16 protein-coding genes and 2 tRNA genes are annotated in these 20,818 nt (G+C 44.7%); 11 read left to right on the top strand and 7 right to left on the bottom strand.

The annotated features are described in order from the left end of the window. Positions 1-3: 3 nt before the first annotated feature. Positions 4-2,910 carry a Na+/H+ antiporter subunit A gene (locus tag UL82_RS09025; protein WP_046440541.1) on the bottom strand — a complete coding sequence of 969 codons (2,907 nt, stop codon included), beginning with the start codon at positions 2,908-2,910 and terminating at the stop codon, positions 4-6. A 475-nt stretch (positions 2,911-3,385) separates the two neighbouring features. Between UL82_RS09025 and UL82_RS09020 the strand changes: the two genes are divergently transcribed. Next, a complete protein-coding gene (locus UL82_RS09020; RefSeq protein WP_052735939.1) occupies positions 3,386-4,255 on the top strand; it encodes a YwiC-like family protein in 870 nt (289 codons plus the stop codon). 117 nt (positions 4,256-4,372) lie between these two features. On the opposite strand, the gene UL82_RS09015 is transcribed toward UL82_RS09020, so the two are convergent. Further along, a tRNA-Ile gene (locus tag UL82_RS09015) sits at positions 4,373-4,446 on the bottom strand. Between the two features lie 251 nt (positions 4,447-4,697). Here UL82_RS09015 and UL82_RS09010 point away from each other — a divergent pair. Together UL82_RS09010 and dnaG are read left to right on the top strand one after the other, a co-directional pair. Then, positions 4,698-4,770 (top strand) — tRNA-Asn (locus UL82_RS09010). A gap of 247 nt (positions 4,771-5,017) precedes the next feature. Continuing rightward, on the top strand, positions 5,018-6,922 hold the full coding sequence (gene dnaG / locus UL82_RS09005) for a DNA primase (protein ID WP_046440539.1): 1,905 nt from the start codon (positions 5,018-5,020) through the stop codon (positions 6,920-6,922). A gap of 67 nt (positions 6,923-6,989) precedes the next feature. Here dnaG and UL82_RS09000 read toward each other — a convergent pair whose 3' ends face one another. Together UL82_RS09000 and UL82_RS08995 are read right to left on the bottom strand one after the other, a co-directional pair. Beyond that, positions 6,990-7,541, bottom strand: coding sequence for a hypothetical protein (locus UL82_RS09000; protein ID WP_046440538.1), 552 nt, complete (start codon positions 7,539-7,541; stop codon positions 6,990-6,992). Between the two features lie 112 nt (positions 7,542-7,653). Continuing rightward, positions 7,654-7,905 (bottom strand): hypothetical protein, encoded by a 252-nt coding sequence (locus UL82_RS08995; RefSeq protein WP_046440536.1) that lies wholly within the window; start codon positions 7,903-7,905, stop codon positions 7,654-7,656. Positions 7,906-8,117: 212 nt separating this feature from the next. Here UL82_RS08995 and UL82_RS08990 point away from each other — a divergent pair, with 212 nt between their 5' ends. The 4 genes from UL82_RS08990 to UL82_RS08975 all read left to right on the top strand — a co-directional run bounded on the left by UL82_RS08990 (position 8,118) and on the right by UL82_RS08975 (position 13,507). Beyond that, positions 8,118-8,867: a trimeric intracellular cation channel family protein gene (locus tag UL82_RS08990; protein ID WP_046440534.1), complete on the top strand. Its 750-nt coding sequence runs from the start codon at positions 8,118-8,120 to the stop codon at positions 8,865-8,867. A 74-nt stretch (positions 8,868-8,941) separates the two neighbouring features. Beyond that, entirely contained in the window at positions 8,942-9,742 is an 801-nt protein-coding gene (locus tag UL82_RS08985) for a serine hydrolase domain-containing protein (protein ID WP_046440532.1), read from the top strand. Between the two features lie 501 nt (positions 9,743-10,243). Further along, positions 10,244-11,512 (top strand): DUF5979 domain-containing protein, encoded by a 1,269-nt coding sequence (locus tag UL82_RS08980; RefSeq protein ID WP_046440529.1) that lies wholly within the window; start codon positions 10,244-10,246, stop codon positions 11,510-11,512. Between the two features lie 888 nt (positions 11,513-12,400). Beyond that, on the top strand, positions 12,401-13,507 hold the full coding sequence (locus UL82_RS08975; protein ID WP_046440527.1) for a DUF5979 domain-containing protein: 1,107 nt from the start codon (positions 12,401-12,403) through the stop codon (positions 13,505-13,507). A 130-nt stretch (positions 13,508-13,637) separates the two neighbouring features. Here UL82_RS08975 and UL82_RS11560 read toward each other — a convergent pair whose 3' ends face one another. Then, positions 13,638-14,231, bottom strand: coding sequence for an excalibur calcium-binding domain-containing protein (locus tag UL82_RS11560; protein WP_083966525.1), 594 nt, complete (start codon positions 14,229-14,231; stop codon positions 13,638-13,640). A gap of 284 nt (positions 14,232-14,515) precedes the next feature. On the opposite strand from UL82_RS11560, the gene UL82_RS10685 reads away from it, so the two are divergent. Continuing rightward, positions 14,516-14,914: a hypothetical protein gene (locus UL82_RS10685; protein ID WP_052735937.1), complete on the top strand. Its 399-nt coding sequence runs from the start codon at positions 14,516-14,518 to the stop codon at positions 14,912-14,914. Here UL82_RS10685 and UL82_RS08960 read toward each other — a convergent pair. Continuing rightward, complete coding sequence (locus UL82_RS08960; RefSeq protein ID WP_052735936.1) at positions 14,864-15,145, bottom strand: acyl carrier protein; 282 nt, start codon at positions 15,143-15,145, stop codon at positions 14,864-14,866. The genes UL82_RS10685 and UL82_RS08960 overlap by 51 nt on opposite strands. A gap of 48 nt (positions 15,146-15,193) precedes the next feature. Between UL82_RS08960 and UL82_RS08955 the strand changes: the two genes are divergently transcribed. Further along, positions 15,194-16,102: an alpha/beta fold hydrolase gene (locus tag UL82_RS08955; protein WP_052735935.1), complete on the top strand. Its 909-nt coding sequence runs from the start codon at positions 15,194-15,196 to the stop codon at positions 16,100-16,102. Between the two features lie 38 nt (positions 16,103-16,140). Here the strand turns inward: UL82_RS08955 and UL82_RS08950 are convergent, their stop codons facing one another. After that, positions 16,141-16,572, bottom strand: coding sequence for a hypothetical protein (locus UL82_RS08950; protein ID WP_046440525.1), 432 nt, complete (start codon positions 16,570-16,572; stop codon positions 16,141-16,143). A gap of 652 nt (positions 16,573-17,224) precedes the next feature. Here UL82_RS08950 and UL82_RS08945 point away from each other — a divergent pair. After that, a complete protein-coding gene (locus UL82_RS08945) occupies positions 17,225-18,973 on the top strand; it encodes an ATP-binding cassette domain-containing protein (protein ID WP_046440523.1) in 1,749 nt (582 codons plus the stop codon). Beyond that, on the top strand, positions 18,939-20,768 hold the full coding sequence (locus UL82_RS08940) for an ATP-binding cassette domain-containing protein (protein ID WP_158407833.1): 1,830 nt from the start codon (positions 18,939-18,941) through the stop codon (positions 20,766-20,768). Before UL82_RS08945 ends, UL82_RS08940 begins: the two co-directional genes overlap by 35 nt. Positions 20,769-20,818 lie beyond the last annotated feature (50 nt).

The following is a 20,818-nucleotide window of genomic DNA, read 5'->3' as shown; positions in this document are numbered from 1 at the left end:
CTTCTAGACCTGCTTTCCGCTCATGAGTGACTCCCGTTCGGCTTTGCGACGTAGCCTGCGTGCCCTATCTCTAGCGCGTTGCTTACGCATTTCTTCGTCTTTATCTAATTGCCCACCTAAAGAATCAAGAATGTGGATGGTGAGTCCAATCACGATCAGGTAGACACCCGCATCAAAGACAAGGGCAGAAGGTAGTGAAACATACCCGATAACTGGTAAGTGGAATGCCTCGTAGAAGGAGGTTAGGGGTGGGTAGCCAAAAAACATGGGGACGATAACTGCCAGTCCCGAAAGGAAAAAACCAGTACCCATTAATCGGGAAGGATCAATCGGTAAGGCCTCTTCAAGTTCATCCCGACCACCAGCAAGATAGCGCAAGGTCAGTGCGAGTGCCGCAACGAGGCCACCGGCAAAGCCACCACCTGGTGCATTATGCCCAACAAAGAAGAAATAGAAACTTAACACAATCATCGTTGGGAAAAGCAAGCGGGTAACAACGTCGACAAGCAAACTACGGTTGCGGCGACGCTCAGAGTTTTCGGCTGAGGCTAACCACCTGCGACCGGCGACGCGCAGTACTGGGCGTCGTGAAGCACGACGGAAACTACGGGTGCGATAAATCAGGGAGCTTACACCAATGGCGGCAATAATGAGCATACTGATTTCGCCAAAGGTGTCCCAGGCACGAATATCGACTAATAAAACATTGACCGTATTGCGGCCATGGCCAATATCTTCAGCCAGATCAGTCATATATTCCGAGATAGATTCGCTCGTGCGGGCATTCATAGCAAAGACTGCTAGTACCACCACGCCTAAACCAACCAAGATGGATAACCAAGCCCGGATGCGATTTGCTTGTGCAGTGGCACGCCATTCGGCATCAACAGGCAAACGACGAAGCACAAGCATGAAAATCACTACGGTGATGGTTTCTACCAGTAACTGGGTAAGGGCAAGATCAGGTGCCCCGTGGATAGCAAATAACATGGCCATTGCATAGCCAGTTACCCCAACCATAAGTAGTGCTGATAATCGATTATGAGTGATAGTCGCCGCAATAGCCATGACGATTATGATTACGGCAATAACGCCTTGAATTGGGGTATCCCAGAGTTCCATGCGCACATCGTTTTTCTCCCCCATAAGTAAAACGGTGATCGGCAAAATAACCAATACTGCAAAAATGATGCCGAGGTTAATCGCGAGTGAACCACGCTGGGTTGAGGCAGTTAAACGCAATGACCAAGTGCGTAGTAGTTCAATGATTTTGTCATAAGCATGGTTGGCATCGCCAAGAGCTGGGGTATCGGTATATAAGCGGGCAATGTTTCCCCGCTGCCAAAATATGAGTGCACCGCAGACAATAATAGTGACCGATAATGCCAAAGGCAGCGTAAAACCATGCCATAAAGCAAGGTGTTCGGCATGTTCACTATGGCCAAAAATAGAATCCAGATGGATAGTAATAAGCGAATCCAAGAACTTTGGAGCCACACCAAAAATCACACTGAGCGTGGTTAAAATAAGTGGCGGAATTAAAAGTGGCACGCTAAGAGAATGCATTTTTTCTACCGCCGGGGAAGTTCCCTGACCTGGTTTGGTAGCAAAGGTTCCATAGACGAAAAAGCACGAATAAGCCATGGTCATAATAGAGCCTAAGATAATACCAACTAGCGTTACTTGCCCTGGTAATCCAGTCAGTAGTTCTTCACCTAGTACTGCAGTCAGTGCTGCTTCTTTTGCCACAAAGCCCACCATGACCGGAATGCCAGCCATAGATGCCGCTGAGATAATTGCCAAGCTCATAAGCAATGGTTGTTTAGCACCTAAGCCAGATAATTCACGGTGGTCACGAGTACCGGTGGCATGATCGACTGCGCCCACAATCATAAATAGGGTGGCTTTAAAAAGTGAGTGAGCAAAGGTTAATGCTAATCCTGCCTGCATGGCTTCTCTAGAACCGATACCGACAATAGTCATAATGAACCCTAATTGGCTGACGGTGCCATAGGCTAATACCAATTTCAGGTCTTTTTGTTTTAGCGACATCCAACCCGCCATGATCATAGTCAGTAGACCAAGCGGGATAATTACTAAATACCATGCGTCGGCAAAGTTAAAACTTGGCGATAAGCGCGCTGCTAAATAAATGCCGGCTTTCACCATGGCTGCCGAGTGCAAATATGCCGATACTGGTGTAGGGGCAGCCATAGCTCCGGGAAGCCAGAAGTGCATGGGAGCAATAGCAGATTTACTGAGCACACCAGCCAAAATGAGCACCATCGCATAAGAGATATGCTGGATGCCTTCCAGTTCTAGACCAATAAGCCCGCTAAAAGTCCATACCTGAGTACGTGTGCCTAATAGGATGAGCCCAACTAGCATGGATAAACCACCCAGCGTGGTCACCATCAGTGCTTGGGTAGCTGCGCGTCGGGAGGTAGCGCGTTCACCGTAGTAGCCAACCAGGAGGAAACTTAAGATGCTGGTAATTTCCCAGAACACATACATGATGAGGAAATTGTCTGAGATTACTAGGCCAAACATTGCCATAGCGAAAGCCATCATTTGTCCGGCAAAGGTGCGTAGTCGCTTAGGAGTGGAATCGAAATAGCCCCAACAATAGATCATTACCAGCGAGCCGATACCAAGGATAATCAGGCTAAAGAGTGCGGATAAAGAATCAAGTTGGAATGTGAGATCCAAATGGGCGCTACTCATCCAGCCATAGTGGGTGACGAGGGCTCCGCCACCAGAGAACGTTCCTTGATTAAAGAGTTTGAGTATCCAGATGAAACCAGCGGCAGGTACAAGTGCGAGTATGCCGAAAGCTGGACGGTGGAGAACTTTAATGAGGAACGGGGCAAGGACCGAAGCGCCGGCGAGTGCGAAAAGAAGCAGGAGCACGGTGTCGGTGTTTTCCTTCTAATTGTTATCGGATAATGCATTGTGGCCAGCACAACGCAGAGCTGAAGAATAAGCCAGAAAACCGTACAAATTTGTTGTACAGGTGGTGTCGCACAGTTATAAAAGATGATCTTTTGAGCTCGTACAAGAATCACGATGTACAGCGAGTCAAATGCCAGCAAGTGGAGGAACTGAGCAAATGCCCTATCGTATGGTGTGACTTACTTCAAATCACTATACCTGAGATAGGGGAGTAAGGTTGGGCTAAATTGGCTATATCTTATTCATATTCACTGCTGGCAAAATGAATGCCATTTTTGTTGACGTTTATTACCTAGCGTATGGGGAGTCGCTGAATGCACTTATTCACAGTTAGGTTTAGGGTGCAACGCTTCGATAGGGATTAAACGTAAAAGCGACTATCATACGATAGTTGTAAAAAATATCAATCTATTGATCTATGGGAGTGTTGGGTATGTCTGAAGCAGTATCGTCGAGCAAGCAACGTTTGGATTCTTCTGCGGCGAACCGTTCACCGCGCCCAAGTACCCGTGCAGGCGCTAAAAAAGTGCGGAAACGCCGCTTGCCGGGTTGGCTGCCTAACCAACATGGTGCCTGGTTTATGCTGTTTGTTCCATCTCTTATTGGGTTACTTATTGCGCCTTCGTGGGCAGCGGTATTACTGTTGTTGACCTGGTGGTTTGGCTACTTTACCTATTTTGCAATCACGATATGGGTCAAGGGGAGGCTACGCTCTAAGCACCTTCCACCGGTGTTTACCTATGGGGTGATTACTGCACTTGTTGGCATTGCAACACTAGTGGTGAGGTGGCAATTACTTGCTTGGCTGCCAATTTTTGCCCCTATTATTTCGATTGCTATTTATGAAACTATCCAGCGTCGAGAGCGTTCCATACTATCTGGGTGGTCAACAGTATTGGCTGCGTCACTTATGTTGCCGACTGCGGTATCTGCGGCCACGACTGGAACACCTACTGTAGTAAGTGGTGATATCTGGTTGTTGGCAATCTGGTTTGCAACTTATTTTGGTGGCTCTATTTACTATGTAAAGACACTGATTCGTGATTTTGGTAAGCCTGCACGTTTTTACCAATCGCTTCTTGTTCACGCGGTGGTATTTATTGGTGCCGGAGTGCTTACGATTATGCGCCCGGGTACGTGGCCAGTAACAGTAGTTAGTGCCTGCTTGCTTATCCGTAGTTATGTTATGCCTCGTTATGCGGTAAAGCGCGGTAAACGGATTGCTCCTAAGTATATTGGCATGATTGATACCATTATCTCCCTATTTGTAGTGTTAGCGGGGTTGATTGCCTTTGGCGGTTAACGAATAGTTGCGCTGCTTTTGCTGGGAGTGGAATGTATTAGGTGGCAAGATAATGCTACGGATGGATAAAAAATCTCCATGTATTCCTTAACTGTAAATACATGGAGAAAACTATTGTGGGGCCAGTGGGGCTCGAACCCACGACCAGCGGATTATGAGTCCGCGGCTCTAACCGACTGAGCTATAGCCCCAGCGTGTTTTATTAACAAGATATAAAAAGCACCCTGTCTGTAAAAACAACATTTTAAGAATACATGTGTGCTTCCAAGTTGAAAAGTGCGCTTGTAAAAGTGGTGAAAGTAGTGGATTTGTTAGGTCGGGAAGGGGTTATTGTGTTAGTAAGAACTACCTTAAGTATGTATCAATATTTACTCTTTACCGGCTAGTTTGTGTTCATTGGGGAAGGGATATATAGTTAGTTCACGTTGCACGGAGCAACTAATCCGCCATAGCTCAGTTGGCAGAGCATTCGACTGTTAATCGAAGGGTCACTGGTTCGAGCCCAGTTGGCGGAGCGCAAGGATTTTATTTATCGCCGCTAGTTTTACTTAAAGCTAGCGGCGATATTTTTTATTGCCGATAAGGTCTGTGTGGGAGTTTACTTGGAACTCTTATCAAACAGCTAATAGTAATTGTTTGTTACTGTTTCTTTGCTTATGTGGTCTCTTGTGGTCTCTGCCTTGGGTGCGGCTATTTTTTATAGCGTCAGCAGTTGGTTTGTGCGCGCACTCCTGGAGGGGAAAAATCTACTAATCTATAGCCATGGCTAAGGGACGTATTCCAGAATCAGATATCCAGGCGATCCGTGAACGCACCCCTATTGAGGATATCGTTGGCGAATATGTACAGCTTAAACCAGCCGGTGTGGATTCTTTAAAAGGATTGAGCCCGTTTAAAGATGAGAAGACTCCGAGTTTCCATGTGCGGCCTAACCATGGTTATTTCCATTGCTTTTCTACCGGGAAAGGTGGTGATGTGTTCACTTTCCTGATGGAAATGGAGCATGTTAGCTTTCCGGAAGCAGTAGAAATATGTGCGGAAAAAATTAATTATCACATTAACTATCAAGGAGTGAGTACTCAGCGCGAGATTACTCCACCAGGCACACGTAAGCGTCTTATTGAGGCCAACCGAGCTGCTCACAAGTATTATCGGGAGCAGTTGGAAACTCCACAGGCACAGGTTGCTCGTGATTTTTTATTGCAGCGTGGGTTTAGCCGCGAGGTCATTTATCATTTTGAGTGCGGTTATGCTCCCGATGGGTGGGATTCAATGACGAAACACTTGCTGCGCCTGGGTTTTGAATACAAAGAACTCGAAGCAGCAGGCTTATCGACGATGGGTCGACGTGGGCCAGTCGATCGGTTTCGTCGTCGATTGCTATGGCCAATTAAAAATCTTTCTGGTGATGTTATTGGCTTCGGTGCTCGTAAGTTATTTGATGACGATAACCTGGGTAAATACATGAATACTCCAGAGACCTTGTTATATAAAAAGTCCAAGGTACTTTTTGGTTTGGATATGGCTAAGCGTGATATTGCTGATCGCCATCAAGCGGTAATAGTAGAAGGTTATACCGATGTGATGGCGATGCATGCTGCTGGGGTTACTACTGCTGTTGCGTCGTGTGGTACGGCTTTTGGTGAGGAACATTTGCAGATGATTCGTCGGCTTATGCTTGATGATAGCCGCTTTAGAGGCGAGATTATTTATACCTTTGATGGTGACGAAGCGGGACAAAAAGCTGCTTTGCGAGCTTTTGAAGGGGATCAAAAATTTGCTGGCCAATCTTATGTTTCGGTAGCACCGGATGGGATGGATCCATGTGATCTACGCTTATATAAAGGTGATGTGGCAGTTCGTGATCTGGTGGCAAGCCGGGTGCCAATGTTTGAGTTTGTGATTCGCTCGGTTATTGCTAAGTATCCGCAGACTTCTCCAGAAGAGCGTTTGCAGGCGATTAATCATGCAGTACCTATTGTAGCCGGTATTTATGATGCACCAACCAGGGATGCTTATGCTCGTCGGCTAGCAGGTTGGGTTGGTTGGTTACAGGCTGATGAAGTAGTTGATTTAGTACGCAAAGAAGCACGTCGACCACGTCGTCAACAACAGCCGCGTAGGGCAAAAACTGCTGAGGAATTTGCTGCCGCACAGACTCCCCAGATGAGCGTATTGGAGTTGTCGAAGGATCGTAAATCACCATTGTGGGCTGAACGTGAGACATTAAAGATTGCGTTGCAATACCCACTAGAAATCGCACCTATTTTTGATTCGTTGACTGCGGAAACCTTCAGCAATGAGGTTTATCGCGCGGTATTTAATGCGATTATGCAAGCCGGTGGGTGCGCGGCCGGAAGTAATTTACGTGAGTTTCTTAATACAGTTGTACATGCCTTGCCAATAGGTGTGGGTGGTAGTTTTGTTTCGGAACTAGCTACCGAACATCTTGATATTGATACCCGGAATTTGGCTTCATATGTGGTGCAAACCCCAGCGAAGTTGAAGCTGGTGCAGGTAGATAATCAGATTGCTATCTTGCGCTCTACACTAGAGCGCCAGCGTCCGGATCAAGATTTGCGTAGTTATCAAGATGCTTTTGGTGATCTGATTGCTTTAGAGCGGGAACGTAAAAAGTTACTCGAAGTGGCTTTTACTAATAAATAATGAAAAGATCCACACTAAATAAAATTCTGGTGTGGATCTTTTAGTTGAGTAAGCTAGCTACTTCAGCTTAGGAAAAAGAAACCGGCAATTCGGTTACGTCTTGGAAGCCATTGCGGTGATCACCGAAAATCTTCAGCACACAGGATTCGGTGGTGCAGTCGATACCTTCGCCGGTAGCAGTGGCTACGAGATCAACGCTGGCGGTGCCGTTTTGACTAATGGCAACAGTGCCGCCGTTATTAGATAGCCAAGCTTGGGCTTGGGTATCACCTTGCAAACCGGTACATAGCGGTACCTGGCCGGTATAGTCAGCAGAGCAAATAGCTGCGTAGTAACCAGCGGTGGGGTCAAGGCCGGCAACATTGAAGGAAAGAACTTGTCCGTCGCTTAAGTTTTCAGTGGTGCTTAGGGCGATGGTGACTTCATCTCCCGTTGAGGTGGTAGTGGTTGCTGTACTAGAAGCAGTAGTCGAGCTGTGCGCGCTGTTAGTTGGTGCAGCTGCGGAAGCAGCAGTATCGACTTTTTGGGTGGAATCAACTTCATGCGGTGGGCTACATGCTGCGATAACCAGGCTGATTGAAGCTGTAGCTGCGAGAGCAAGAACACGAGAAGAAGTCATGGAAAGTAGTACCTTTCATGGCGGGCGATCAGTGCGCCCAAAAGTCTAGTTGATCCAATTATGTAGGTCACCCATTAGGGTGGTAAGTGTCACGTGGTACTAGAGCTTAAGGTTAATCGTTATCTGGTTCGAGGATTTCTATATTTTTATTCTGCTTATTGCGTGCGAGGTTTTTCACTTCTTTCATACGCGGTTGCGGGTCTAATTTATTAGCAATAGCTGTGCGGGTACTAGCAACTATTTGCTTTGCGACGGGAGAGTTAACTGCAGCCTGGTAGCCTTTTTTGATTTGCTCATAGCGCTTGCGGCCTGCTTTAGTGCCAAAAACATAGCCTGCGGCTGCGCCGACAACGAATTGAATCATGAAAGTGTCGTGCTCCCTTAAGTATGTGTTGATATGTGGCAGTGGTGGATTTTTAAGAAAATTCACCACCAAGATTTGACGTGTTCCACAGTAGCGCAATGTATGTGTTCATGCGCTAGCCGAGAGTTGATTTTTATGTGGATAAGGTTAACCGTGGTCTTTTTACGTCGATAGATGCATGATCTGCTGGCCGAGTTTTAAGATATGTTTTCGTGTCCGAAGTAGATCCGTTTATCTTGACCTTATATCGTTGTTTCGATCTCATTGGGGTAGTGCTTAATGGGGTGATCGGCGGTACCATTGCGCGTCAACGTAATTTTGATTTCGTAGGCTTTATGTTTTTAGCATTGTTTTCAGCCTTAGGCGGTGGCATGCTTCGAGATGTTCTTATCCAAGCTGGACCAGCTGCGGCAATTGCAGTGCCTTGGTATCTGCCTCTGGCGGTCGGTGGGGCTTTTATTGCACTTATAACCCACTTAAGTGGCAGGACATGGGAATATTTTCGGGTGCATGCCGATGCGATTATTTTGGGAGTGTGGTCGGTAACTGGTTGTGTTAAAGCTCTAGCTAATGATCTTCCTATTGCGTCGGCCATTCTTATGGGGGTACTTACCGCTGTTGGCGGTGGCATGATAAGGGATGTGGTTATCGGACAAATCCCGATGATTTTTGGTGGTAGTCCGTTATATACGGTGCCAGCATTAGTTAGTTCTATCGCAATGGTTTCTTTTCATGCTGTTGGCTACGATGCACTGGGCATGATAGTTTCGCCAATTTTAGGAGCGGGGCTAGTAATTATTAGTTATTGGCGTAATTGGCAGTTATTCCGCAATAGTGAGTGGGCGCCGGTGAATATGACCGCTGCGCAATTAAAAATCTTGGCTAAAAAATCCGAGACTGTAAGTAGGGGCATGGTACGCGGTAGAGGAATAAAAATCTGGAAATCGAAAGATCCCGAGTAATTCTTCGTACTATATCAGTAGCGCATGAGGTGACTCTGCGGTGTTTGCATCACAATTATAAGGAGCTTGATTTAATGACCACGCTGCCTGATTTTGCTACCTGGCCAGTTGATAATGTTTCTGCTGCCATTATTAATGGTGAGACGATTAATTACTCTGGTGATGCACAGCGCATCTTTGAACTAGCAAGTGTTACCAAACTATTAGCTGGTTATGTTTTCTTGATCGCTATTGAAGAAGGCGTTTTTGAGTTAGATACACCTGTTCACGGTGCAAGTGTTCGCCAATTATTAAGTCATGCTGGAGGAGTAGGGTTTAAAAAGGGCGACGAGGTTAAAGCACCTGGTAAGCGTCGTATTTATTCTTCCTATGGGTTTGAGCTTCTTGCTGAGGCATTAGAAGTAGAAACTGGTATGAGCTACACCGAGTATTTCAATGAGGCGTTGTGTGTGCCTTTGGGCATGACTGCGACAACTTTGTGGGGTTCACCAGGACATGAGGCACGCTCAAATGTGCAGGATTTAACGAAGTTTGCGGTTGAGGTATTACGACCAACGCTTATCGACGAGACTACGCTGAGCGAAGCTTTGACTGTGCAATATCCTGAGCTTGCTGGGATTGTTCCTGGTTATGGGATGCAGAAGCCGTGTTCGTGGGGGCTTGCTTTTGAGATAAAGGGGGGGAAAGCGCCGCATTGGACAGGAACTCAGATGCCTGTAGATGTTGTTGGTCATTTTGGGCAGTCGGGTACTTATTTGTGGGTGCATCGTATGACACAACGTGCCATGGTGGTGCTTACTGATCGTGCATTTGGTCAGTGGGCTAAACCATTATGGCAGGAGTTAAACGATGCGGTGTGGGGCAGGAGGCCATAATGTTTCCCCTAGCCACTATCACATAACTTAAACTTAAGTGATAGTATATTAAGAATAATGTAAGATTGTGTCGAGTGTAATGACATTCAATTTTCTTTGAATGGTTGTCAGGTATTTATTTTTTAATTATTTACAGTGACTAATATTACTTTTATTCTTTAAAACCGGAATTTATGCAGGTTATTCAAGGTGAAATTTATCAAGCACTCTTGCTAGGGTGAATATTAGGCAACGCTTTGATAACGCGCTTGTCTTTGAGATGTGTTATCGTGATCTTTGCATTTACTCAGAAAAAAGTAAGTTTTTATTTATTAGAAGCTCAGTTCTGCATAATGCAAACGATATAAACCTTTATATCGTTGATGGGTTTGTAGTGTTCTATGAACCCAGGCGGGCATTGCATAACAAGATCGTTCCTTTTATTAAGCATAGTTTTTCTATGTGGTCTTTGAAGTGCATGCATGCTTAGTCTCATGAAGGCCGGAAAAAATAAGGAAAACTATGAATCAAGTAGAATTTTCTGCTGCTCAAAAGCGAGTAGGCAAAAGGCTCGTTGTATTAACCTCTGCGGTAAGCCTTTCAGCATCTCTTCTTACTGTTGCTGGCGCTCAGCAGGCAGCGTATGCAGATGAGTCCGCTTCAATTTCTCAAGGTGGAATTACTTCTATTACTGAGAAAACTACTGTTGATCCAGTAGGAAAAGTAAAGGATTCTCTTCCCAACGGAACCACCCCACTTCCTGAGGTACCACTGAATACCCCAGGGAAGTCTATGGATAATTCACTTGATAACGGTGGCCACACGGAAATCATTAGTCGTTTCGATGCTATGAAGGATAGTGGAAAAAAGACTCCAGAAAAGGATGCAGAGGAATTTACCACTTCTTTCAAGCTGAAGAATGCTGTCTATGGTGGTGGCGATGAAGCTTGGAATAAGGAACATACTTTTAAGTGGCAGTGTGGTGAGAACGGGGCCAAAAAAGAAGGCACTGTGAAGCTTAAAGGTGATGAAGAAAAAGAGATCACCGGTCTTAGCGAAGGTGTTTCTTGTCTTGTTAAACATGAAACCGCAGATACTAAGCAAAAAGACTTTGAATATAACTTGAACTGGGATTTGATTGCGGTAGATGGTGATCACTCTTCTGGTGAGAATCGTGCCGATGAGTTCCGTCCTGGTGATGGAGTTGTTCTTACTGCACAGCATCTTTATGTAAAGCCTGGTCAAAAAGAGAAGCTTTCTGGTTTCCGGGTAAAGAAGCTTGTTTCCACTGATCATGATGCAGCAAACAAGTTGCATGGAAAAATGTATAGCTTTGATTGGCAGTGCCAAGATGGTGATAATAAGTACAAAGGATCATTTAAACTTCTTGACCAAAAGGAAATAGAAATTCCTCATATTTCTCCTACAGCGGTGTGCTCTGTTGTAGAAAAAGATGCTCCTAAGATCGACGGATATGTTTCCAGTGTTAACTGGTCTGTGTCCACAATTAAGGGCGAGGAAGAAAAAGAAGAGAAGAAGGAAGGCCCGAAGGTTGCCGACGAGTTCCTGATTGGTGAAAAAGATAAGCCACTGACCACAGTGATTGCTACTAACACCTACACCAAGGGCAGCAAGCCAGTTCCACCAACTAAGGATCCAAAGCCGAATCCAGGTAACGGTTCTTCATTTGGTTCTTCTGCCCTGGGAATTTTAGGTATTATCCTGGCAGCAATTACTGCTGGCGGTCTTGGTTATCTGTTTACTATGTTTAAGCACCACTTCCGTTGGTAATCGGTAAAAATTGGTGGTCATATGTGATTGCTTAGCTGATTCTTTAATGAAAATAGGCCACAGATAAAAGTGGTGTGACTTCAAAAATGAAGTCACACCACTTTTTGTGTTAGAATATAGTATTGTTTCGCGGTAGAGCGTTTTGGTATTTTTCAGCATGCTTTTTAAACCATGCTGGGGCGTTAAAAAGATGATGAGGTTAAATTATCTGATAAACGTCGTATTTATTCTTCCTAGGGGTTTGAGCTGTTTGCTGGGGCGGCAGAAGTAAAAGATTGTTACAACTTACTTACTAAGCCATGGTGGAGCTTATTGATTGTGTATTTGTTTAGTGCGTTGAGCCTTTATGGCCGGGTTTATTAGTCTTCAGAATCAATCGGGTGCACCAAATCTGAAATTCAATTAAGAAAAGTTAAGATTTGTAAGAATTTATCTATTTTATGTAATAGATTCTTGTCTTTATTTTAATAATCAATTGATATTTTTGGGTAAGCCTATCCAAGGAAGTGATGCATAATTAGTGTAATTAGTATCACTTTCATTTTTTTATTATCGAATTTTTAACGTTTATGCAGGGGAAATCCGATTGAGCAATATTGCTATCGTGGAAGTTGAATGATTTTCCGGTAGAGGTCTTACCTCTAGTGTATGTTACTGTAATTTTTGCATTTACTTAGAAAAATTTAAGTTTTATTTATTGAAAGCTTATTTTTTCCGAAAATAGATGCGCATATACAAACCTTTATATCGTCGATGGGTTTGTGGTGTCATATGAACTCAGGCGGGCATTGCATAATAAAATCATCCCTTTATTAAGCATAGTTTTTATATGGATTGTGGGGTGTGTGCAGGCTTAGTCTCATAAGAACCGGAAGAAGAAGGAAAACTATGAATCAAGTAGGATTTTCCGCTGCTCAGAAGCGAGTAGGGAAAAGGCTCGTTGTATTAACCTCTGCGGTAAGTCTCTCAGCATCTCTTCTTACCGCTGTTGGCACGCAGCAGGCAGCATACGCTGAAGAGACGGCTTTGATTTCTCAAGGTGGAGTTACTGAGATTCTTGAAGCGGATGATATCGCACAATATCAGGCAAATAGTGCCGATGGTGTTATCTCTACGAATGAGTCTTTCACTCTGAAGAAGGTTGTTGTTGGTGCTCCAAGGCAAGACTTAGAGTTTAGGTTTGATATTGAGTGTGGAGCTGATAATCAAGCTCGTAAGACACAGTCTGTAGCTATTAAGAATGGAGAAGAAAAGAAGGTTGATAACCTGCCTGCGGGACTTGCGTGCAGTCTTACTGAGCGATCGGATAGCGCAAAGGTTGCAGATTATAACCGTAAGCTAGAGTGGGAAATTACCTACCAGGATGCTAAGACTCCGTCTCGCAAAGGTGATAGCTCTGTTGTTGCTGAGTTCCGTCCCGACATGATTACCTCTATTACTGCTACCAGTACCTACACCAAGATAGGTGAAAAAGCCCCTGCACCTCAACCGGATAAGAATAATTCTGGTTTCCGGGTAAAGAAAGTACTTGCTGGCGATAAAGAAGCCACAGTTAAACTGAAAGATGAGAAATTTAAGTTCGACTGGACATGCGCCCCTAAGGCTGATGCTTCAGGAAAGAAGCTCAGCGGTTCAGTGGAACTGAAGGGTAATGAAGTAAAAGAGGTTATGAATATCCCTGAGGGTTCTACCTGCACTATTGAAGAGAAGAACCCCAAGAAACTTGATGGTTATACCCATACTCTTGACTGGGAAGTCAGGACGCTTAATGCAAAGGGACATATTGACGTTAAGAGCGGTCCAAAGATTGCTGACGAGTTCGTCGTCGGTGCTGCTGATAAGACACGTGCAGAAATTACTGCTACCAATAGATACACCAAGGACAATAATAAAGGTTCTTCTGGCTTCGGAATTCTAGGCATTATCTTGGCCATAATTGCTGCCGGTGGTCTTGGATACCTCTTTACTATGATTAAGCAGTACTTCCGCTGGTAATGCACACATTAATTGTTTACATATAGATGTAATCGATGATCTTAGCCTGTAGGGATATACACTATAGGAAGATAAAAGTGGTGTACCTTCGCAAGGAAACGAAGGTACACCACTTTTTACTATTTACATATTAATCTCGTTCGCAAGCAACTCCATCGCCATCGCGGTCAAGACCGGGTCGATAACCTGGTTGTCCCCGATACAGTGGAGCTTTTCCGGCTGAACGTACCGCAGCGCAATCACGATAGTACGAATTGGTATTTGTGGTGTGGTTTTGCACTGGTGCTGGACGTGGCGCTGGCTGAGGAGCTGGGGTAGGCGCTGGATGTGGCGCTGGCTGGGGAGCTGGGGCTGGTTTGGCCTCGGGTACTGGAATTGGTGCTGGTGGGGTAGGTGGGTGGCAGGGAATGAGCTGTGGAAGTGGGTTGGGCAGTAGGCTATTTTGCATCGCTGAGCATACTTGGTTGCCAACAAAGTGAGCAGTAGCGCCAATGAATCCGACGCTAGAACCTGCGATGAGAATATTTCCCACAATCTCCGTAGGATCGGCTTCGGTACTGGTTTCCGTGGTGTTATAGCTATTGGTGTCTAGGGATATGTTGCCAGGTTGAGTGATTTCTTGATTCTTATCAGAGCTGTCAATTTCAATTGAATGGGCAGCTGGCGTTAAAAGGCTACAGCTAAGGGTAGCGGCAAGTATTACATTGAGGGGCTTTATATGCATGAAGGAGATAATGGCATAGAGACCCAATAAGTGCAATCTAAATCACTTTAACTGGGTAAAAGAGTGATAAGTCATAGCTGCTTTATAGTGGGATAACGTCGATAAGCAAATCCTGAGTATTGACACAAGTGGGGGGTTAAGTAGTTATTGAGGGTTGCTAGGAATTGATTCGGTACAGAAGAATTTCTGGTGGAACATTCCTGACTGAGTTTTAAGTAACCAAGAGATGCGTAGGGGAAGACGAATCTCGTCTTAAAACACATGACAAGGAATGAGGGTTTGACGTGTTCAATGCTGATGTGTGGTCGCGCGATAGTAAAGCGCAGCGCATTGCGGTGATGCGGGTTATTGGCCTGCCCAAAAAACTTCGTCACGTGGTCGAGAAAATCATGGTCGAAGAATTATTATCGCCACCGTTATGGGCGCTACCTGGCAGTGATGAATTTGATATTGCCCCATGCACACCCTGGCGGCGTATGGCCGATGGCACCTTAGAAACGCACCAACTTGTCAATGGCACAGCTGAGGAACTAAATCGTTTTTACCAGCGGCTTAATGCTTTGGTGGATTCCTCTCATACTTGCGAGCTTACTCAGCCAATTCAGGTGGAACTAGAACACGTAGAGGTGCGGTTAGCCAGCGTCGATAAGCTGGATAAGTTGCTCGATTGTGTCGATGTTTAGGTAATTTTCTGGCTCGGCAGGAACCTGGAAAATTTGCTCGATGCGTATTGCTAGTTCGATTTTTTCTAAAGATTCTATCCCGGCATCGCTTAACGACATTTCTGGGATGATTTTTTCGGCATCGGTGTGGGTGATTTCGGCAAGCAAGCGGATAACACGCTGAGCGGTTGATTCTTCCTTATCGGTTGTATCGGTTTGTAGCGCGGCTAGCTGGTCGGAAAGAGAACGCATATATTGTCCTTTTGTTTGCATACGGTAGAAACACCTAAAATTATATGCATGGCTAAGCCGCAGATAATCGAGACTATCCAACGTAAGCGTCGTCATCGGGCATTAGATAAAATACAAGATAAGCGTACCGTTTATTTTAGTTCTACTGCTCAAGTTGGTGGGATTCGTTATTATCTTGCCGGTGATGAGGACGCCCCGGTTACGGTGGTTTTTGTGCATGGGTTTGGCTTAGCCGCTAAATCCTGGCATTTTCAAACTGCGGAAATTGGGTTGCATGCGCGCTGTTTACTCATGGATCTTAGTGGCCATGGGCGAAGCCAAGAACGCGTATCGACGGATAATTTTATCGACGCTGCCGCTGATGATGTGTTTCATGTTCTCGATGATTCTGAAATAACTGGCTCGCTTATCTTAGTTGGCCATTGCCTAGGTGGTATGACCATCTTGAATCTGATGCGCCGCTACCCGCAACTACGAGCGCGAGTAAAAGGAATGGTTTTGGTAGCTACCGCCGCAGAAGCTTTTTCTGGAGAAAACTTCACCCAACTTATGGCTCAGCCTATTTTCGTAAATAATGAAGAAACTGTGCCAGAAACCAATAATTTATCTAAACTTATTGCTAGTGTTTTCCTTCCCGAACACGCTTCTCAAGAGGTAGTCACCTTTTACACTGAAGCTTTAAACCGGCTTCCGCGAGCAACAGTGCTTGGTTTTAGCCAAGCGTTACATACTCATGATGAGAATATAGCTGAAACGTCAATCAGTGGAATTCCCGGAACAATTTTTGTAGGCGATCAGGATATGGTTACCCCACCTGCGCAAGCACAGCATTTACAACAGTTATGGCCTGAAGCTACATTAAACATTATCCCCGGTGTAGGCCATATTCTGCCACTAGAAAAACCGCGGACATTAAGTATGGCAATTACCGAACTTATTACTGCAACAGGTGAGTAGTTTTAGCTAAGCCGTCGAAAAGCACTTGGAGTGGTGGTTTAGTTTTGCTGAGCAACAACTTCGAGTAATAAATTTGTGCTTTGCCCAGTTGGTCCGGTTAACGAAACTTGAGTAGTGCCAGGTGAAACTGGTACAAAACCCAGATTAAATTCAGCACTGCCAATGGTGCCGCCAGGAAAAACCGTAGCCACTGACTCATCAGCAACTGTTCCTGTCCATTGGGTGGGTGATTCGCCTTCGCCTAATAAAACAACTAACGAAGAATTCATCGGAATAGTGATTTCTTCGGCAGTAATAAGTTCTTCTAAGGTGGCAAAAACAGGTGGTAGGGCCTGGGAATGATGATTCATAGTGGTATCTGTAAGAGATGGGTATGCCGATGGATTAACTGATGGTAATGGATCTGGGGTATCAATGCCACAAGCACTCAGCGCGATGCAAGATAGCATGAGGGTAACGAGCTGTTTCATAAAAACCTTTCTGATTAGGTTTTATTTTACTGATATTGTTCGTTATCTTTCCAGTTGCACGGTGAAATGGAAGAATTTATTCTCAGGACCGGCGTGAGAAAGTTTTTCCGAAGGAGTAAGCAGTTTTTGGCTGTACCTGATCCTGTGGAGAGTGCCTTATCGACGACGAACTATGGGCATTATATGCGATTAAGTGAAAGTATTGTGTTCACTGGTTATTAAGTGAGAGCTATTCTGCATAAAGCAGATGGCGATCAGAGTAAATGTGGTCGACAACTGTGCTAGAGAGTGAACTTTTTCTAGTGGCTTCTTATTGTTTGAGTTGGCGGCAGCAGAAATGATGAGGAAGCATTTTGAATGAAAACGTACGAGCAGTGTATGTTTCATCTCACTAGAAAAATTTTGCGAAATTCAACACGCTACTGTTGTCTGCGTGTAGCCTCCTGCTGTGAGAGGTAGAGTTGGGCACTTTTGTTTTTGCCCTAGGTTCTTTTATCTTTCGACGAATATCCCATTTTATAAGGAGCCTCTTTGGGTATTGATACAGTTTTTTATAGTGCAATGATGCAGTGTGGTGGTAGTGCTGAGCTTTGCAGTAAATAAACTAACGAGAAAGGCAGGCACGTTTAACTGGTTTTCCCAATTCGTAGCTGTGAATCCTATCCACGGCATGCGTGCCATTAGGTTTGCATTTAAAAGTGCTCCGATTATGCTTATCTGTGCCCTGGTGAGCACAATTTTTGCTTATGCAGTGCAGTTTTATTTGATGTACCAAGTAGCTCACGTTGCCCAAGCAGTAGACCAAGAAAAAGATCTTTTCCTTAGTTCTTTAAAAACCCTTATTCCACTATTGATTCTTACTCCGTTGCTTGGCGCAGTTGCAGATCACTGTATCTATTTAGTGGAATCATCCGTGCAGCGAGTTGTGCAACCAGAAGCATTAGCCTACGAGCTTGATAATCCTGGGGAAACATTAACCGAACAAACACAGTCGTGGGTAGGGCAAGAAGGCATTTCTTTAGTCTTTTATGTGATTCAACAACGGCTCTCCGGGTTGGTTGCATTGTGTCTTTTAGCGACGTGGAATCTTTTTCTTGCGCTCCTATTAGGAATGGCTATGTGGTACTCGGGGGTTGTTGTTGCTCGGTATCACTTGGTTATGCAGCAAGAACTTTCCGGAACCTCGGATGAAGCCGCTCTAAGATCAAAATTTTATTGGCGAACTCTGATCGATCCAGAGTTTGCAGAAGAAACCAGATTATATGGGCTAGGAGAGGTACTCGTTGGTCGGTTTATAAAAACCTCTGAGCTGAAATTTTCTTCAGCAAAACTTCGTGCTCGTCAATTTTGGAAGCTGAATATTCGGGCACAGACACCTTTTATCGCATGTCTAGTTCTTTATATTGCTTGGCATCTTTTTCACTCAGAGATAAACTATGCCGGTTTTTTCAGTGCACTAGTTATTGCACTTCCCGGATTAGCTGGTTTGGGAAGTTTAGGCTCAATACAAGTTAGGGCACATGAATTTGAAGAAATGTTGCGCGTTATTGAAACTAAAAAACCTAGTGCCTTAGATGACCGTGACACAGAAACCAATGCGGTTACTCCTACTGAGCCCATTGGGTTAGAACCCGAACCGTTGAGTGCTTCATCAATTATTGAGTTACGTAATGTCTCTTTTAGCTATGGGACCCGGCACATACTAGCTGGCATTGATCTTAACGTAGGTCGCGGAGAGAAAATTGCGATTGTGGGCGAAAATGGCGCCGGAAAATCAACGTTAATGAAACTCCTGGTTGGACAATTAACTCCAGATACCGGAACTATTTCTATTGCTGGTCAAACACCAACTACTCGTAGTACACAAGGTTTAGGAATCGGTCTAGTCCCACAAGACTATATGCAACCGCCACTATTGGTATCGGAGTGCGTTCACCTGGGACGAGAACAGTTACATCCTCATGCTGCAAAAGTACAAGAACAACTAGGTATTGCACATATCGCTCAAGCACAGCGGAAGGGAAGCAACAATTTTTCCCAGGGGCAATGGCAAAAATTAGCTATCGCGCGTTGTTTGGTTACCCCACAAGCAGACTGGGGACGCTTACTTATCCTTGACGAACCTACTGCTTCTCTTGATATCCAATCGGAAAAAGCTCTTTATACGGAAGTGATAAACAATTCTACTGCTCAGGATAGTTTGATAATCGTTACTCATCGTCTTTCTTCTATTGCCACTGTGGATCGGATTGTGGTTCTTGGACAGGGGAAAATTCTTGAGCAGGGAACCCACGCGGAACTCATAGCTAGTGATGGTCTTTATGCACGCATGTTTAGTGCACAAGAAAAAAGCTATGCAGTATCTAATGAGCGGAGTTGTGTTGACCACGAAAATAAGTGAAGCAGTAGCTTTTGATAGTGGACTTAAAAAGTACTATTCGATGCTGCGTTTAAGAATGGATATGGTTTCCTTTTTCTTCCGGTATTTGCCTAAACGAGAAGGATTCATTTTAACCATAGCTAATCTGATGAATCTTTCCACAGCATTTTTCCCGAGCATGGTTGCTATTGCGGTAACTGGAAAAATAGGAAATAGTGACGTTCCCAGGTGGAGCGGATTACTTTTCTTTTTCCTGGTTACAACCATCAATCAGTTTTTAAGACCAACAGCAGGAAGCGCTCAGCTAAGCGTTGCTACTCACTTAGCTTTTATCGCGAATAAGAAAATTGCTCGAGCATTAAGCAACATTGAGACTTTAGAGGGCTTAGAAGACTCCGAATTTAAAGAAAACCTGTCGGTACTACGCTCCCGAGACACTGTTTTGGGAGAAAGTTTGCTAAGAACCTATCAAGCTATTTTTAACCTTTGCCTTCCTCTATTTTTAATGATTGTGGCTATCCTAACTGCTCCGGTCATTTTATGGATGTTTCCGGTTTGTATTCTTGTTATTTGGGTAGGTGTACTAGCTGAAAAAATCCGTGCCGGCGCAGATAAAATTACTGCTGCCCACCAGTTGGAAATGCATAATTTTTGCAGTGCTGCACGAGGAAACTCGATGAGCACTGAGTTGCAGATATATGGTGCTAGCCGGTGGTATATCAATAAATTCTCTAACGTAGAACGTCAAAGAACCCAGCCAGCTATACAAGCAAATCTTCACGTAACCTGGCTCTATGCTGCCTCAAGTGCAGTATATTTTACTGTCGGCGCGCTGGTGGTGTGGAAGTGTAGCTATGAAGGCGACGTGCACGTTGTGCTCGTGGCACTTTTAACCATCATGCAGCTGAGCACATTATTATCTGGAATCAGGTTTGCCTTCTCGGATCTAGCTAAAGCACAGCGAGAATATAGTAGATTCCGTAAAATTTTAGCGATAAAGGATTACAGAAACCAGACAACCAATTACCTACCGCGCGCAGACACTCATAAGCATTGGGCAGTGCTAACGAATGTGTCATATAAATACCCAGGTGCTGATACCTTTGCGCTACAAGATGTTTCAATAGTTTTGCCACAAAATTCTTTAATTAGTATTGTCGGCGGAAATGGATCTGGAAAAACAACTCTTGCCATGCTGTTGCGCGGAGTTCGTTCACCAACAACTGGGGAAATACAAAGAAAAGATAGCTCTGTGCGAACAAATGCGGCAGGTAAGACAACTATAAATGTTACGGGTGTTCCACAACGACCCGCACACTGGGAATTAATAGCTATCGAAGCTGCTACTTTTCCTCAAAAAGGTAGCTATGGTCGCTTTAACAATGAAGCTTTTTCCTTATCCGCTAGTGGAGCAGAAGAAGTTTTCGATAATCTGGATCACGGTGAGCACACACCACTTGGTCAGAGTTGGCAGCACCCTACTCAATTATCGGGTGGACAGTGGCAGCGGATAGGAAATGCCCGAGGACTATTAGGGGCAGATCAATCAACACTGATTATTATTGATGAACCAACTTCCTCCTTAGACGCACTAGCAGAAGCAAAAATGGTGGCAACCTGTCGTCGTATGGTCGAGGAATCAAGCATTGGTGCCTCGGTAGTTTTGGTTACCCATCGTATTTCATCTGCGCTGGCCTCAGATTTTGTCATAATGCTGGATAAAGCTCAGGTGGTAGCGCAAGGCTCACCAGAAACCTTATTGAAAGAATCCAATGCATTGAGTGCATTGGTTAATGAGCATAAGAAAGCAAGATAAAAATCCCCTTGTTGCCACCTGGAGAGGATAAGAAAACCTCAACTGCCAAC

Source organism: Corynebacterium kutscheri (assembly GCF_000980835.1).
GTDB lineage: Bacteria > Actinomycetota > Actinomycetes > Mycobacteriales > Mycobacteriaceae > Corynebacterium > Corynebacterium kutscheri.
The sequence above is the reverse complement of the archived record's forward strand: the minus strand, read 5'-3'. Positions and strand labels throughout refer to the sequence as shown.

What these genes read in the sequence shown, in the direction of transcription:
- UL82_RS08940 (WP_158407833.1), top strand. Translation starts at nt 18,939, where the DNA reads ATGAGCGGAGTTGTGTTGACCACGAAAATAAGTGAAGCAGTAGCTTTT.
- UL82_RS08985 (WP_046440532.1), top strand. Translation starts at nt 8,942, where the DNA reads ATGACCACGCTGCCTGATTTTGCTACCTGGCCAGTTGATAATGTTTCT.
- UL82_RS08980 (WP_046440529.1), top strand. Translation starts at nt 10,244, where the DNA reads ATGAATCAAGTAGAATTTTCTGCTGCTCAAAAGCGAGTAGGCAAAAGG.
- UL82_RS09000 (WP_046440538.1), bottom strand. Translation starts at nt 7,541, where the DNA reads ATGACTTCTTCTCGTGTTCTTGCTCTCGCAGCTACAGCTTCAATCAGC.
- UL82_RS08960 (WP_052735936.1), bottom strand. Translation starts at nt 15,145, where the DNA reads ATGCGTTCTCTTTCCGACCAGCTAGCCGCGCTACAAACCGATACAACC.
- UL82_RS09020 (WP_052735939.1), top strand. Translation starts at nt 3,386, where the DNA reads ATGTCTGAAGCAGTATCGTCGAGCAAGCAACGTTTGGATTCTTCTGCG.
- UL82_RS11560 (WP_083966525.1), bottom strand. Translation starts at nt 14,231, where the DNA reads ATGCATATAAAGCCCCTCAATGTAATACTTGCCGCTACCCTTAGCTGT.
- UL82_RS08975 (WP_046440527.1), top strand. Translation starts at nt 12,401, where the DNA reads ATGAATCAAGTAGGATTTTCCGCTGCTCAGAAGCGAGTAGGGAAAAGG.
- UL82_RS08995 (WP_046440536.1), bottom strand. Translation starts at nt 7,905, where the DNA reads ATGATTCAATTCGTTGTCGGCGCAGCCGCAGGCTATGTTTTTGGCACT.
- UL82_RS08950 (WP_046440525.1), bottom strand. Translation starts at nt 16,572, where the DNA reads ATGAAACAGCTCGTTACCCTCATGCTATCTTGCATCGCGCTGAGTGCT.
- UL82_RS08955 (WP_052735935.1), top strand. Translation starts at nt 15,194, where the DNA reads ATGGCTAAGCCGCAGATAATCGAGACTATCCAACGTAAGCGTCGTCAT.
- dnaG (WP_046440539.1), top strand. Translation starts at nt 5,018, where the DNA reads ATGGCTAAGGGACGTATTCCAGAATCAGATATCCAGGCGATCCGTGAA.